Consider the following 13,834-nt stretch of genomic DNA (forward strand, 5'->3'; position numbering starts at 1 on the left):
GACTTGGCAGCATCCCCCTGGTTGCGGTCAGGGTGGTGCTTCATCGCGAGTTTGCGATAGGCCTTCTTGATTTCTTCATCCGAGGCGTTCTTGGGAACGCCCAGGATTTCGTAAAAGTCTCTTTTGGACATGGTGATTCAGAACCCGGTTGGAACAGGAACGCCGCGCAGCCCCTTACGAGCATTGCGCGGCGGCTCGGGTCAACGGGGGCTCGTTCAGCCCTTCTTGACTTCCTTGACTTCGGCATCCACGACGTTGTCATCGTCTGCTGGCTTGGCCGAAGACGAGGCAGAGGCCGAAGCGTCTGCACCACCGGCTGCCTGGGCGGCTTGTGCGGCTTGCGAGTCGGCGTACATCTTCTCGCCCAGCTTCTGGCTGGCCGCCATCAGCAGGGTGGTCTTCTCTTCAATCGCGGCCTTGTCTTCGCCCTTGAGCGCTTCTTCCAGCGCCTTCACGGCGACCGTGATGGCTTCTTTTTCGCCCGCATCCAGCTTGTCGCCGTGTTCGGCCAGGCTCTTGTTCACGCTGTGCACCGCTGCTTCGCCCTGGTTGCGGGCTTGCACCAGCTCCAGCTTCTTCTTGTCGTCTGCGGCGTTCAGCTCGGCGTCTTTCACCATCTGCTGGATTTCTTCTTCCGACAGGCCCGAGTTGGCCTTGATGGTGATCTTGTTTTCCTTGCCGGTGCCCTTGTCCTTGGCGCCCACGTGCAGGATGCCGTTGGCGTCGATGTCGAACGACACTTCGATTTGTGGCACGCCGCGCGCTGCGGGTGGAATGCCTTCGAGGTTGAACTCGCCCAGCAGCTTGTTGCCCGACGCGATTTCACGTTCGCCCTGGAACACCTTGATGGTCACGGCAGGCTGGTTGTCATCCGCGGTGGAGTAGGTCTGCGCAAACTTCGTCGGAATGGTCGTGTTCTTCTGGATCATCTTGGTCATGACACCGCCCAGGGTTTCGATACCCAGCGACAGGGGGGTCACGTCCAGCAGCAGCACGTCCTTGCGGTCACCCGACAGCACCTGGCCTTGAATGGCAGCGCCTACGGCCACGGCCTCGTCCGGGTTCACGTCCTTGCGGGGTTCCTTACCGAAGAATTCCTTGACCTTCTCTTGCACCTTGGGCATGCGGGTCATGCCGCCGACCAGGATCACGTCATGGATGTCGGAGACCGACACGCCAGCGTCCTTGATCGCCATGCGGCAAGGGGCAATGGTGCGCTCGATCAGCTCTTCCACCAGCGCTTCCAGCTTGGAGCGGGTCAGCTTGATGTTCAGGTGCTTCGGGCCCGATGCATCGGCCGTGATGTACGGCAGATTGATGTCGGTGGAGGCAGAGTTCGACAGCTCGATCTTGGCCTTCTCGGCGGCTTCCTTGAGGCGCTGCAGGGCCAGAACGTCATTCTTGAGGTTGACGCCCGACTCTTTCTTGAACTCGTCAATGATGAAATCGATGATGCGCTGGTCGAAGTCTTCGCCGCCCAGAAAGGTGTCGCCGTTGGTCGACAGCACTTCGAACTGCTTTTCGCCGTCCACGTCCGCAATTTCAATGATCGACACGTCGAACGTGCCGCCACCCAGGTCATACACGGCGATCTTGCGGTCGCCCTTTTCCTGCTTGTCCAGGCCAAAGGCCAGGGCCGCAGCTGTGGGCTCGTTGATGATGCGCTTGACATCGAGGCCCGCGATGCGGCCGGCGTCCTTGGTGGCTTGGCGCTGGGCGTCGTTGAAGTACGCGGGCACGGTGATGACGGCTTCCGTCACGGGCTCGCCCAGGTAGTCTTCAGCCGTCTTTTTCATCTTGCGCAGGATGTCGGCGGACACCTGCTGCGCCGACAGCTTGTTGCCGCGCACTTCGATCCAGGCATCGCCGTTGTCGGCCGCCACGATCTTGTAGGGCATCAGGTCGATGTCCTTTTGCACTTCTTTTTCGGTGAACTTGCGGCCGATCAGGCGTTTGACGGCGTACAGCGTGTTGCGGGGGTTGGTCACGGCCTGGCGCTTGGCCGAGGCGCCGACGAGGATCTCGCCGTCTTCCTGGTAGGCCACGATGGAGGGCGTGGTGCGCGCACCTTCGCTGTTCTCGATCACGCGGGTCGTGTTGCCTTCCATGATGGACACGCAGCTGTTGGTGGTCCCGAGGTCAATGCCGATGATTCTTCCCATGATTTTTTCTCCGAATGCTTGATTGGTTTGGATGGCTAGTAACTTGTGGATAACTTGGGGTCTTCAAGTCATCCGTGCTGATTTATTTGAAGATTTGGTTACTTCGGGGCGGTGACGGTGACAAGCGCCGGGCGCAGCACGCGGTCGGCAATCACATAACCCTTTTGCAGCACGGCCACGACGGTGTTGGCTTCCTGCTCGGCGGGCACCACGCTGATGGCCTGGTGCTGGTGGGGATCGAACTTGGCGCCTGCCTCTGGGTTGATGGCCAGCACCTTGTTGCGCTCCAGTGCCGAGGATAGCTGGCGCAGCGTGGCATCGGCGCCTTCGCGCAGTTGCTGGGGCGTGGCTTCCTTGATGGCCAGGGCGGCATCCAGGCTGTCGGCCACGGGCAGCAGGCTCTCGGCAAAACTTTCGATGCCGAACTTGCGGGCCTTGGAGACTTCGTCTTCAGCGCGGCGCCGCGCGTTCTCGGCCTCGGCCTTGGCGCGCAGGAACTGGTCGGCCAGATCGGCGCTTTTGGCCTTGAGCTCGGCCAGCTCGCCCTGCAGGCGCGCCAGCTCGTCGGAGGCGTGGGCAGCCATGGCGGCTTCTACTTCTTCGGGGGCGGGGGCATTCTGGGGTGCGGTGGTTTGGCTTTGATCTGACATGTCTTGGTCTGGAAGTAAATAAAACAGTACGCGCGGGACTTGGGGGCGCCTCGGGATAAATCAAGGTCTGCGCAAGGGACATACGTTGATGGGGTCAGCCGCAGGCGAGCTTTGCTGTACCGAATGTCGGCGCAATCCCTGATTTTGCAAGGGGTTGGCCCGTGGCAGCCCACGGTTGTCAATGAACTGCGGGGCTCAGGACGAGGCCTTGGGGCGTGCTAAGTGTACAAGTGGCTGAGGCCGGGCTATAATCGCAGGCTTTCCCTTGCCACACCACTTCGCGACGCAGTGGGTGGTCTTACCCAAAAGGAGTATGCATGCGTCATTACGAAATCATTTTGTTGATCCATCCGGATCAAAGCGAACAAGTTCCAGCCATGCTGGAGCGCTACAAGGGCATGATCACCGCTGGCGGTGGCAAGGTGCACCGTGTAGAAGATTGGGGCCGCCGTCAACTGGCGTACCTGATCAACAAGCTGGCCAAGGCCCACTACCTGTGCGTGAACATCGAAGCCGACCAGGCCGTGATGGCTGAACTGGAGCACGCCTTCAAGTTCAACGACGCCGTGCTGCGCCACCTGACGGTTCAGAAGAAGAAGGCCGATGCCGGTCCGTCTTCGATGATGAAGACTGTCGAGCGCGAAGAAGCCCGCAAGGCCAGCCAAGCTGAATACGCTGCTGCTGGTGGTGAGCGTGGCGAGCGCCCTGATCGCGCCGAGCGCCAGGAACGTCCAGAGCGCGCCGAGCGCTGATCCCAGCCCGTTGGAGTGGAGAACCGCGTAGTCTTGACCGCATGTATCGCAGAGGCTGAGTCCCTGCGTTACACACCTGCTGGATTACCTGCCATCGCGCTGCGACTCGAACACGAGTCCCAGCAAACCGAAGCAGGCCAGCCCCGTGAAGTCAAGGCCGCCATGAAAGCCGTCGCATTTGGTGCGATGGCCGAGCGTCTGGCCCGGCAGAACATCGGAAGTCTCTGGACTTTCAGTGGATTTCTGGCCACCCCGCGCAATGGCAAGAACGCGATCCTTCATATCCAGGATATTCAACAAAATTAATTTTCCAAGGGGTCCGCAATGGCCACGTTCAAGAAGTTCAACAAAGACAAGCGCCCAAAGCGCAACACCCAGTCCCTGCTGTTCAAGCGCAAGCGCTTTTGCCGCTTCACGGTGACCGGTGTTGAAGAAATCGACTACAAAGATGTCGACACGCTGCGCGATTTCATCGCCGAAAACGGCAAGATCATCCCCGCACGCCTGACCGGCACGCGCGCCATCTTCCAGCGTCAGCTGAACACCGCCATCAAGCGCGCTCGCTTCCTGGCCCTGGTGCCTTACAGCGACCAGCACAAGATCTAAGGAGCACAACCCATGCAAATCATCCTGCTCGACAAGGTTGTGAACCTCGGCAACCTCGGTGAAATCGTCAAAGTCAAAGACGGCTACGCACGCAACTTCCTGATTCCTTCGGGCCGCGCACGCCGCGCCACCGAATCGGCCAAGGCCGAATTCGAAGCCAAGCGCGCCGAACTCGAAAAAGCCGCTGCTGCCAAGCTGGCAGAAGCCCAAGCCCAAGGCGAAAAGCTGGCCGGTACCACCGTCAAGCTGACACAAAAGGCTGGCGTGGACGGCCGTCTGTTTGGTTCCGTGACCAACCATGACATCGCCGAAGAGCTGAACAAGCAAGGCTACAAAGTGAGCAAGGCGCAAGTTCGCCTGCCTAACGGCCCGATCAAGGTCGTCAGCGAAAGCACCGTGAGCGTTGCCCTGCACACCGACGTGGTGGTGGACGTGACCGTTTCGGTCTACGGCGAAACCGCCTGATCGCCAGCACGTAATTCATCTTTACGTGACTTGCCACAAAAGCCGCCCTCGGGCGGCTTTTGTCTTTGCGCGGTTGTACGCCGTACACGATTGCCCACCGGTTGCCCCAACCTTATCCACAGACTTGTGCCATGACACCGCCCCCTGCGGGCGCTAGCATGCTCAGTTAGCTCCCGAGGATTCCATGTCTGCCGTTTTCCCCCCCCTTGAAGATGGCTTCACGCCCGTGCCAGACCGTGAGATCGCGCAGTTGCGCGTGCCGCCGCACTCCATCGAGGCCGAATCGAGTGTGCTGGGTGGGCTGCTGCTGGACAACAACGCCTGGGACCGCGTGGGTGATCTGCTGGTAGAAAGCCATTTCTACCGCTACGAGCACCAGATGATCTACACGGCCATTGGTGCTCTGATCAACGCCAGCAAGCCGGCGGACGTGATCACCGTGTTCGAGAACCTGCAGAACCTGGGCAAAGCCCATGAGATGGGGGGGCTGGCCTACCTGAACACGCTGGCGCAATATGTGCCGAGCGCCAGCAACATCCGCCGCTACGCAGAAATCGTGCGCGAGCGGGCCATTCTGCGCAAACTGGTCACGGCCAGCGACGAAATCTCCACCAACGCCTTCAATCCCAAGGGCAAGACGGTGGAACGCATTCTGGACGAGGCGGAGTCCAAGATTTTTGCCATTGGCGAAGAGGGCTCGCGCACCAAACAGGGCTTCCAGTCGCTCGACACGCTGGTGATTGACCTGCTCGACCGCGTGCAAGAGATGGCGGACAACCCGGTCGATGTCACGGGTGTGCCCACGGGGTTTGCCGATCTGGACCGGATGACCAGCGGCTTTCAGGCCGGTGACATGGTGGTGCTGGCGGCCCGCCCGTCGATGGGCAAAACCGCGCTCGCAGTCAACATCGCCGAACACGTGGCGCTCAATGAAGGGCTGCCGGTCGCCATCTTTTCGATGGAAATGGGCGCCGCCCAGTTGGCCGTGCGTATCGTGGGCTCGATTGGCCGCGTGAACCAGGGCAATCTGCGCACGGGCAAGCTCACGGACGAGGAGTGGCCACGGCTAACCGAGGCCATCGAGAAGCTGCGCACCGTCTCGCTGCACATTGATGAAACCCCGGGCCTCACCCCCGGCGAGCTGCGCGCCAATGCCCGGCGCCTGGCGCGCCAGTGCGGCAAACTGGGCTTGATCGTGGTGGACTATTTGCAGCTGATGAGCGGATCGGGCTCGGCGGCCAGTTCGGACAACCGGGCGACCGAGCTGGGCGAGATTTCGCGCGGTTTGAAGATGCTGGCCAAGGAGCTGCAATGCCCGGTGATTGCGCTGTCTCAGCTCAACCGTTCGGTAGAGCAGCGCACCGACAAGCGCCCCATGATGTCCGACCTGCGCGAATCCGGCGCCATCGAGCAGGATGCCGACATCATCATGTTCATCTACCGCGACGACTACTACAACAAGGACTCCAAGGAGCCCAACGTGGCCGAGGTCATCATCGGCAAGCAGCGTAACGGCCCGACCGGCACGATCAAGTTGTTCTTCCAGAAGAACCAGACGCGGTTCGAAAATCTGGCGATGGGTTCAGGCGACGATTTCTAATGAAAATAGCTGCTAGCGCTTATTGGATAAGCGCTAGCAGCTATTGATTTAGGAGTGGTTGGTCGGCTGCTTGTGATCAGGGCTGGCGCAGTACCCACACGAGAACCCCAACGACCAAGAAACCCAGAACCACCAAGGCTCGGCCCAGCCGCTGGTTGCGCAGGCGCAAGGCCTCCACTGCGCGAATCACCACGGCATTTTGTTCTGCCAGCGACTGGATCAACGCCGCGGAGTCCTGCTGCTCTTGTTCCAGTTGCGCCACACGCTCGCGCAAGTGCTGAAGTTGAGCAGTGACGGGGGTCGACGGGCTGTCGTCCGCACCGGTCAGGGTGCCTGTTACACCCGTTACACCCGCTGCAGGCGCGGTGCCCGCGGCGCGTGTTTTTCCCATCAGTTTCTTGGCCGCTTGCAGGACCTGGGGTGCTGCCTCAATGACATCGCCCCAGGGCACCAGCTTGAGCGCCGTCATCCACAAAGCCATCGTCAGGCGCCTTTGCTCACAGCACTTCGCTGGCAAAGTCCGCCAGGCGCGACCGTTCGCCGCGTGCCAGCGTGATGTGGCCGCTGTGTGGCCAGCCCTTGAAGCGGTCCACGGCATAGGTCAGGCCCGAGGAGCCTTCGGTCAGGTACGGCGTGTCGATCTGCGCCAGGTTTCCCATGCAGATGATCTTGGTGCCGGGGCCTGCCCGCGTGATCAGTGTCTTCATCTGCTTGGGCGTCAGGTTTTGCGCCTCGTCGATGATCACGTACTTGTTGAGGAAGGTGCGCCCGCGCATGAAGTTCATGCTCTTGATCTTGATGCGGCTGCGGATGAGTTCGTTGGTGGCCGCACGGCCCCATTCGCCCGCGTTGCCGCCGTCGCCCTTGGCCAGAAACTCCAGGTTGTCGTCCAGCGCGCCCATCCAGGGGCCCATCTTTTCCTCTTCGGTGCCCGGCAGAAAGCCGATGTCCTCGCCCACGCTCACGGTGGCGCGGGTCATGATGATCTCGGTGTAGCGGCGCTCGTCCAGCACTTGTGTCAGGCCTGCGGCCAAGGCGAGCAGCGTCTTGCCGGTGCCCGCCGTGCCCGTCAGCGTCACGAAGTCGATCTCCGGGTCCATGAGCAGGTTCATGGCGTAGTTCTGCTCGCGGTTGCGGGTGCTCACGCCCCACACGGCATTTTTGGCGGAGCCGTAGTCTTTGAGGGTCTGCAAAACCGCCGTCTTCTCGCGGATCTCGCTCACCCGCGCAAAAAGGCTCGGCTCGCCGGGGGCTTCAAAGTACGCGAACTGATTGATCATCAGTTGCGGCACGATCGGGCCGCCGATGCGGTAGTAGGTGTGTGCGCCGCTTTGCCAGCTCTCCACGTTCTTGCCGGTCTTGGCCCAGAAGTCTGGGGGCAGGGCCAACACGCCTGCGTACAACAGGTCGCCGTCTTCCAGTGTTTTGTCGTTCTGGTAGTCCTCGGCATTCAGGCCCAAGGCGCGCGCCTTGACGCGCATGTTGATGTCCTTGGACACCAGCACTACTTCGCGCCCCGTCGGGTGCGACCCTCCCTCAGCTTGCGGAGCGTGCAACTTGCGCAGGGCCTCGACCACGCCCAGGATCTGGTTGTCCGCCTTGCCCGGGGGTAGGCTGGTGGGCAGGCTGTAGTCCAGTGGTGCGGTCTGGAAGAACAGGTGGCCCCCCGCGGCGCGCTGGCCGGTGGAGTCGAGCTTGAGGCCGCGGGCGATGTCGGCGCCCTGCACGCCGGCCAGTGCATCCAGGGTGCGGCTGGTCTGGCGGCCATTGCGGGCGACCTCAGTCATGCCCTTTTTGTGGCCATCCAGCTCTTCCAGCACGATCATCGGCAGGAAGATGTCGTGTTCTTCAAACCGGAACAGGCTGGTGGGGTCGTGCAGCAAGACATTGGTGTCCAGCACGAACAGCTTGGCGGGGCCCTGGGGGCGGGTGCGTTTGCTGCGCGAGGGAGTAGCGGCCACGGGCGTGGGTGCCGACGCAGCGCTTGCGACGGTCTTGGCCGGTGCGCTGCGGCCGGTGTTGCGGGCCGTGGGGGCTGAGGCCGTCGCCACGGTATCGGTGCGGGCCCGGCCTGCGGTTGCTGCTGCAGGAGCGACAGCGGGTTCAGTCAAGCGTCCCCGTGTCTCCACCTGCGTCAATGGACCGGCCTTGGCAGCCGCGGGAGTAGGAGCGCGAGCGCGGCCCGTGGTGGTCTTGGCAGGTGCGGCGGCTGCAACCACCGGTTCGACGACGGCTGGCTGGGCTGCGCGGGGGCGGGCGGCAACATCGAAGGCTTCGGGCGCGAGGAGCGCGGCGCGCCGGCTGGGTGCTGGGGGCAGGGGCATAGTGGCAGGGCCTCGGTCAATGGTGATCAGAAAGCAAAAAGCCGCCTGGAGGCCAAGGCGGCTTTGGGGGAGGGGGCAGGCGTTGCGGGAACCAGGTGCATCAATCCATTATGCCTATTCCGTGTGTCCAGCCCGGGCAAAACCGGACGCGGCGGCATGGCGTGTAGCGCCAATGCCCCAATGCGCAGATCAGGCCGCCTTTTTGAGGGCCTTGATGGACTTGACGGCCTTCAGCACGTCGTCCACGTGGCCAGGCACTTTCAGGCCACGCCATTCCGCTGCCAGCAGGCCGTCGGGGCCTACCAGAAAGGTGCTGCGCTCAATGCCCTTGACCTTCTTGCCGTACATGATCTTGTTCTTGACCACGCCGAACATGTGGCACATTTTTTCTTCGGTATCAGCGATGAGCTCGAAGGGGAGTTCCAGCTTTTCCTTGAACTCATCGTGCGACTTCATGTTGTCGCGCGACACGCCAAAGACCGCTGCGCCAGCCTTCACGAAGTCCTTGTACCTGTCGCGAAACTGCATGGCCTCCGTGGTGCATCCAGGGGTGTTGTCCTTGGGATAGAAGTAGAGAACCATCACCTGGCCAAGGTGGGAGGTGTTGGAAACCTTGAGTCCACCTGTTGCGTTGGCTTCAAATTCAGGGAGGGGTTTGTTGACAACGATCGCCATATCACTTCAATCTCTCAGGATGTAGTCGTTGGTAAGCCGGGGGTAGCGGGTGTGTTATTGCTCTTGTAGGTGCCCCCGACCGCAACCGGTGATTTTACCCTGAAATCGGTTCCCGGCCAAATGTAAGACAGTGTGTCCCGCTGGGGTGGAGGTCACTTCATTCAGGCTGCACATCCGTGTGATCGCGCCAATGCGACATCCTTCTGCGGCATGCCGCATGCGTGTCATAGCGCGGCATGTACTGCGCTCCTGGCGCTCACGACTCCAAGATCAGCGCTGCCACCACGTTGCGGCCTTCGCTGGCCAGGATGTTGTAGGTGCGGCAGGCGGCGGGCGTATCCATGGTCTCCAGCCCCAACCGACGCGCAATCAGTGGCGCCAGCCAGGCGGGTGGGGGAAAGCGGTTGCGGTTGCCGCTTCCAAAAATGACCAGCTCAGTCTCCAGCGCCGCCAGTTGCGCAAAGTGCTCGGGTGTCAGGTCCTCAAAGCGCGTGCAGGGCCACGCTTGCCGCAGCCCGCCGGACCCGATGATGACGCTGTGGGTGATCCTGTCCGCATCCACGCCGATCCAGCCGGGGCCGTAGCCGTTGATGGTTTGTGCGCTGGAGCGGTCGGGCTGGAATTTCATGGGCGTTGGGGTGGGTTGCGGGCAGCACCACGCCGGTGCGGCAGCGGCGCGCAGGGCCAGTGCAGGGCAAAGGTGCGCTTGTGAACTGTGGTCAAATTATAGGTTTCGCCAAGGTGCCAGCCGCTCTGGCCGCCACCTCAGAGGCTGAGAGTCTTTCGTCCATGCCCGCCTTGCACGCCAAAACACACCGGCTCGTCGTTACAAATGCGCGCCATAGCCCGAGCTATGGCTGTGCTTTGCGCCTAGATCCGGCGCGTTTTGACGCACCTTTCTCGCACGGCCAAAAAACTCTCAGCCTCTGACCCCACCGCACTACCGTCAGCGCATGAAAACCGTCCAAAAATCCGCCAAGCTCGCTAACGTCTGCTACGACATCCGGGGGCCCATCATGGACGCGGCCAAGCAGATGGAGGAAGACGGCCACAAGATCATCAAGCTCAACATTGGCAACCTGGCCGTGTTCGGCTTTGATGCGCCGGAAGAGATCCAGCTGGACATGATCCGCAACCTGCCCAACTCGGCGGGTTATTCGGACAGCAAGGGCATCTTTGCGGCGCGCAAGGCGGTCATGCACGAGACGCAAAAGCAGGGCATCAAGGGCGTGATGCTGGACGACATCTACCTGGGCAACGGCGCCAGCGAGCTGATCGTGATGGCCACCAATGCGCTGCTCGACAACGGCGACGAGCTGCTGCTGCCTTCGCCCGATTACCCGCTGTGGACGGCGGCGGCCAGCCTGTCGGGCGGCACGCCGGTGCATTACGTGTGTGATGAAGCCAATGGCTGGATGCCCAATCTGGACGACATCCGATCCAAGATCACGCCCCGCACCAAAGGCATCGTGGTCATCAACCCCAACAACCCCACGGGCGCGCTGTACTCCGACGACCTGCTCAAGGGCATCGTCGCCATTGCGCGCGAGCACGGCTTGGTGATCTTTGCCGACGAGGTCTATGACAAGGTGTTGTACGACGGTGCCAAGCACACGGCCATTGGCTCGCTGAGCGAGGATGTGCTCACACTCACCTTCAATTCGCTGTCCAAAAGCTACCGCTCGTGTGGCTACCGCGCGGGCTGGATGGTGGTGTCGGGCGACAAGAAGCCCGCCAAGGACTACATCGAGGGCCTGAACATGCTCTCGAACATGCGCCTGTGCGCCAACGTGCCCGGCCAGTGGGCAGTGCAGACGGCGCTGGGCGGCTACCAGAGCATCAATGAGCTGGTGGGCGAAGGCGGCCGGTTGCGCAAGCAGCGCGACCTGGCCTATGAACTCATCACGGCGATCCCGGGGGTGACTTGTGTGAAACCGCGTGCGGCGCTGTACATGTTCCCGCGCCTCGATCCGGCGGTGTACCCCATTGCGGACGACCAGCAGTTCTTTCTGGAACTGCTGCAGGAAACCAAGGTCATGCTGGTGCAAGGCACGGGCTTCAATTGGGCGGCGCCGGACCATTTCCGCATCGTGTTCCTGCCGCATGAGGATGACCTGCGCGACGCCATTGGCCGCGTGGCGCGCTTCCTGGAGCAGTACCGCAAGCGCACGCAATTGGCGGCGGCTGCTGCGGCGGCGTGATTCATGCATTGAATCACGCAGATACTCCTATTTTTATAGCTTCTAGCGCTTGATGGATAAGCGCTAGAGCCCATTTTGACTGGTAAAACTCCCATGAAACCCATCCAAGTAGGCCTTCTGGGCATCGGCACTGTCGGCAGCGGCGTGTTCAACGTGCTCGCGCGCAACCAGGACGAAATCAGCCGCCGCGCTGGCCGCGGCATCCAGATCACCATGGTGGCCGATCTGGACGTGGAGCGCGCCAAAGCGGTAGTGGGTGCTGACATCCAGGTCGTCAACGACGCCCGCGCCATCATTGCCAACCCCGACATCGACATCGTGATCGAGTTGATCGGCGGCTACGGCATCGCGCGCGCGCTGGTGCTCGAAGCCATTGCGGCCGGCAAACACGTGGTCACCGCCAACAAGGCGCTCTTGGCCGTGCACGGCACCGAGATCTTCGCAGCCGCATCGGCCAAGGGCGTGATGGTGGCCTTCGAGGCCGCCGTGGCCGGTGGTATCCCCATCATCAAGGCGCTGCGCGAAGGCCTCACAGCCAACCGCATCCAGTGGATCGCCGGCATCATCAACGGCACCACCAACTTCATCTTGTCCGAGATGCGCAGCAAGGGCCTGGATTTCGACGTGGTGCTCAAGGAAGCCCAGCGCCTGGGCTACGCCGAGGCCGACCCCACCTTCGACATCGAAGGCGTGGACGCCGCCCACAAGGTCACTCTGATGAGCGCCATCGCCTTCGGCATCCCGGTGCAGTTCGACAAGGCCTACGTCGAGGGCATCACCAAGCTGGGCGCGGCCGACATCAAGTACGCCGAGCAATTGGGCTACCGCATCAAGCTGCTCGGCATCACCAAGCGTGCTGACAAGGGCATCGAGCTGCGCGTGCACCCGAGCCTGGTGCCCTCCAAGCGCCTGATCGCCAACGTCGAAGGCGCGATGAACGCCGTGGTGGTGCAGGGCGACGCCGTGGGCACCACGCTGTACTACGGCAAGGGCGCGGGCAGCGAGCCCACCGCCAGCGCCGTGATTGCCGACCTGGTGGACATCGCCCGTCTGCACACGGCCGACCCCGAGCACCGCGTGCCGCACCTGGCCTTCCAGGCCAACACGCTGACCGACGCCATGGACACGCTGCCCGTGCTGCCCATGAGCGAAGTGGTCACCAGCTATTACCTGCGCCTGCGCGTGGCCGACCAGGCTGGCGTGCTGGCCAAGGTCACCGGCCTGCTGGCCGAGGCCGGTATCAGCATCGACGCGGTGCTGCAGCGCGAAGCCGACGAAGTGGGCGGTGAGGGGTCGACGCAAACCGACCTCATCATCCTCACGCACGACACCCGCGAAGGCACGATGGATGCCGTGATCGCCCAGATGCAGGCGCTGCCCACGGTGCTGGCGCCCATCACGCGCATCCGCAAGGAAGAGCTGAACTGACCCGCTTGCCCAGCGCCATGAGCCCGCCTCGCCATGCCCACGCTTGTCGCAGCGCTCACCTTGGTGGCGCTGCTCAAGTTGTCGATGGTCGAGCTGCCGCGCTGGCATCTGGCGTTCTGGTTCGGCGTGCTGGTCATGCTGGCGCTGTTTGGCTCCATGTCGCGCTCGCAGGCCATCCTCAACGGAGTGGGCAGCTTTGTGGCGGCGTGGTTTTATTTTGTGCTGCTGGACCACACCGACAACACGCAGGACCGCGCACTGCACTGGCTCATCCTGATTGGCGGTTTTGTGCTGCTGATCGCCTCGCGTCTCTACATTGATATCCGTGTCTACGGCATCAGTTTCTAGCCTGCAAAAGACATTCACAGATACCGACGGGAACCCACCATGAAATACATCAGCACCCGCGGCCATGAAGACCGCAAACAGTTTTGCGACATCCTGCTAGAGGGCCTGGCGCCCGATGGTGGCCTGTACATGCCCGAGCACTACCCGAAGATCAGCGATGCCACGCTGACCAAGCTGCGCAAGGCCTACCACGAGCAAGGCTACGCCGAGCTGGCCTTCCAGATCCTGTCGCTGTACATCGACGACATCCCCGCCGACGACCTGAAGGCCCTGTGCGCCAAGACGTACACCGCCGAAGTCTTCGGCACCGGCGAGATCGTGCCCCTGCGCCACCTCGAAGACGGCCTGTGGCTCGAAGCCCTGTCCAACGGCCCCACGCTGGCCTTCAAGGACATGGCGATGCAGCTGTTGGGCAACCTGTTCGAGTACGAGCTGACACGCCGTGGCGAAGAGCTGAACATCCTGGGCGCCACCAGCGGCGACACCGGCAGCGCGGCCGAATACGCCATGCGCGGCAAAAAGGGCGTGCGCGTCTTCATGACCAGCCCGCACGGCCGCATGAGCGCTTTTCAGCAGGCGCAGATGTTCAGCCTGCAGGACGAAAACATCCACAACATCGCCAT

Annotated in this window: 15 protein-coding genes and 1 pseudogene; 9 read left to right on the forward strand and 7 right to left on the reverse strand. The window is 62.1% G+C overall.

All coding sequences use genetic code 11. From position 1 onward, the window contains the following. The 3 genes from ACK41V_RS21565 to grpE all read right to left on the reverse strand — a co-directional run. The coding region (locus ACK41V_RS21565) for a DnaJ domain-containing protein (protein ID WP_409785468.1) at positions 1 to 131 on the reverse strand (131 nt) is incomplete at its 3' end. 84 nt (positions 132 to 215) lie between these two features. Continuing rightward, positions 216 to 2,162, reverse strand: a complete 1,947-nt coding sequence (dnaK, locus tag ACK41V_RS21570; RefSeq protein ID WP_409785445.1) for a molecular chaperone DnaK — start codon at positions 2,160 to 2,162, stop codon at positions 216 to 218. Between the two features lie 98 nt (positions 2,163 to 2,260). Continuing rightward, positions 2,261 to 2,812 carry a nucleotide exchange factor GrpE gene (gene grpE / locus ACK41V_RS21575; RefSeq protein ID WP_409785447.1) on the reverse strand — a complete coding sequence of 184 codons (552 nt, stop codon included), beginning with the start codon at positions 2,810 to 2,812 and terminating at the stop codon, positions 2,261 to 2,263. Positions 2,813 to 3,129: 317 nt separating this feature from the next. On the opposite strand from grpE, the gene rpsF reads away from it, so the two are divergent. The 5 genes from rpsF (at position 3,130) to dnaB (ending at position 6,235) form a co-directional block, all read left to right on the forward strand. Further along, entirely contained in the window at positions 3,130 to 3,564 is a 435-nt protein-coding gene (rpsF, locus tag ACK41V_RS21580) for a 30S ribosomal protein S6 (RefSeq protein ID WP_409785448.1), read from the forward strand. Positions 3,565 to 3,579: 15 nt separating this feature from the next. Further along, a complete protein-coding gene (gene priB, locus ACK41V_RS21585; protein ID WP_409785450.1) occupies positions 3,580 to 3,870 on the forward strand; it encodes a primosomal replication protein N in 291 nt (96 codons plus the stop codon). Between the two features lie 18 nt (positions 3,871 to 3,888). Continuing rightward, the gene (rpsR, locus tag ACK41V_RS21590) at positions 3,889 to 4,170 is read left to right on the forward strand and encodes a 30S ribosomal protein S18 (protein ID WP_005795932.1); all 282 of its coding nucleotides are present in this window, start codon (positions 3,889 to 3,891) and stop codon (positions 4,168 to 4,170) included. 12 nt (positions 4,171 to 4,182) lie between these two features. Further along, positions 4,183 to 4,635, forward strand: a complete 453-nt coding sequence (gene rplI, locus ACK41V_RS21595; protein WP_409785452.1) for a 50S ribosomal protein L9 — start codon at positions 4,183 to 4,185, stop codon at positions 4,633 to 4,635. A 184-nt stretch (positions 4,636 to 4,819) separates the two neighbouring features. Continuing rightward, entirely contained in the window at positions 4,820 to 6,235 is a 1,416-nt protein-coding gene (gene dnaB, locus ACK41V_RS21600) for a replicative DNA helicase (RefSeq protein WP_409785454.1), read from the forward strand. Positions 6,236 to 6,311: 76 nt separating this feature from the next. Here the strand turns inward: dnaB and ACK41V_RS21605 are convergent, their stop codons facing one another. The 4 genes from ACK41V_RS21605 to ACK41V_RS21620 form a co-directional block, all read right to left on the reverse strand. Next, positions 6,312 to 6,716: a hypothetical protein gene (locus ACK41V_RS21605; protein ID WP_409785456.1), complete on the reverse strand. Its 405-nt coding sequence runs from the start codon at positions 6,714 to 6,716 to the stop codon at positions 6,312 to 6,314. Positions 6,717 to 6,732: 16 nt separating this feature from the next. Next, entirely contained in the window at positions 6,733 to 8,559 is a 1,827-nt protein-coding gene (locus ACK41V_RS21610; RefSeq protein ID WP_409785457.1) for a PhoH family protein, read from the reverse strand. Positions 8,560 to 8,748: 189 nt separating this feature from the next. After that, positions 8,749 to 9,234, reverse strand: coding sequence for a peroxiredoxin (locus tag ACK41V_RS21615; protein WP_409785459.1), 486 nt, complete (start codon positions 9,232 to 9,234; stop codon positions 8,749 to 8,751). 256 nt (positions 9,235 to 9,490) lie between these two features. Next, positions 9,491 to 9,862: an Mth938-like domain-containing protein gene (locus ACK41V_RS21620; protein WP_409785461.1), complete on the reverse strand. Its 372-nt coding sequence runs from the start codon at positions 9,860 to 9,862 to the stop codon at positions 9,491 to 9,493. A gap of 325 nt (positions 9,863 to 10,187) precedes the next feature. On the opposite strand from ACK41V_RS21620, the gene ACK41V_RS21625 reads away from it, so the two are divergent. From ACK41V_RS21625 to ACK41V_RS21640, 4 genes and pseudogenes are all read left to right on the forward strand, one after another. Beyond that, positions 10,188 to 11,435 (forward strand): pyridoxal phosphate-dependent aminotransferase, encoded by a 1,248-nt coding sequence (locus ACK41V_RS21625; protein WP_409785462.1) that lies wholly within the window; start codon positions 10,188 to 10,190, stop codon positions 11,433 to 11,435. A 93-nt stretch (positions 11,436 to 11,528) separates the two neighbouring features. Beyond that, positions 11,529 to 12,863: a homoserine dehydrogenase gene (locus tag ACK41V_RS21630; RefSeq protein ID WP_409785464.1), complete on the forward strand. Its 1,335-nt coding sequence runs from the start codon at positions 11,529 to 11,531 to the stop codon at positions 12,861 to 12,863. 33 nt (positions 12,864 to 12,896) lie between these two features. Beyond that, entirely contained in the window at positions 12,897 to 13,211 is a 315-nt protein-coding gene (locus ACK41V_RS21635; RefSeq protein WP_409785466.1) for a response regulator, read from the forward strand. A 39-nt stretch (positions 13,212 to 13,250) separates the two neighbouring features. Beyond that, positions 13,251 to 13,834 (forward strand): annotated as a pseudogene (locus ACK41V_RS21640) (threonine synthase); the annotation flags it as partial.

It is taken from the genome of Acidovorax sp. (assembly GCF_046291265.1).
Taxonomy (GTDB): domain Bacteria; phylum Pseudomonadota; class Gammaproteobacteria; order Burkholderiales; family Burkholderiaceae_C; genus Acidovorax.

Coding starts and splice junctions, on each gene's coding strand:
- dnaK (WP_409785445.1), bottom strand. CDS start 2,162: ATGGGAAGAATCATCGGCATTGACCTCGGGACCACCAACAGCTGCGTG.
- grpE (WP_409785447.1), bottom strand. CDS start 2,812: ATGTCAGATCAAAGCCAAACCACCGCACCCCAGAATGCCCCCGCCCCC.
- rpsF (WP_409785448.1), top strand. CDS start 3,130: ATGCGTCATTACGAAATCATTTTGTTGATCCATCCGGATCAAAGCGAA.
- rpsR (WP_005795932.1), top strand. CDS start 3,889: ATGGCCACGTTCAAGAAGTTCAACAAAGACAAGCGCCCAAAGCGCAAC.
- rplI (WP_409785452.1), top strand. CDS start 4,183: ATGCAAATCATCCTGCTCGACAAGGTTGTGAACCTCGGCAACCTCGGT.
- dnaB (WP_409785454.1), top strand. CDS start 4,820: ATGTCTGCCGTTTTCCCCCCCCTTGAAGATGGCTTCACGCCCGTGCCA.
- ACK41V_RS21605 (WP_409785456.1), bottom strand. CDS start 6,716: ATGGCTTTGTGGATGACGGCGCTCAAGCTGGTGCCCTGGGGCGATGTC.
- ACK41V_RS21610 (WP_409785457.1), bottom strand. CDS start 8,559: ATGCCCCTGCCCCCAGCACCCAGCCGGCGCGCCGCGCTCCTCGCGCCC.
- ACK41V_RS21615 (WP_409785459.1), bottom strand. CDS start 9,234: ATGGCGATCGTTGTCAACAAACCCCTCCCTGAATTTGAAGCCAACGCA.
- ACK41V_RS21620 (WP_409785461.1), bottom strand. CDS start 9,862: ATGAAATTCCAGCCCGACCGCTCCAGCGCACAAACCATCAACGGCTAC.
- ACK41V_RS21625 (WP_409785462.1), top strand. CDS start 10,188: ATGAAAACCGTCCAAAAATCCGCCAAGCTCGCTAACGTCTGCTACGAC.
- ACK41V_RS21630 (WP_409785464.1), top strand. CDS start 11,529: ATGAAACCCATCCAAGTAGGCCTTCTGGGCATCGGCACTGTCGGCAGC.
- ACK41V_RS21635 (WP_409785466.1), top strand. CDS start 12,897: ATGCCCACGCTTGTCGCAGCGCTCACCTTGGTGGCGCTGCTCAAGTTG.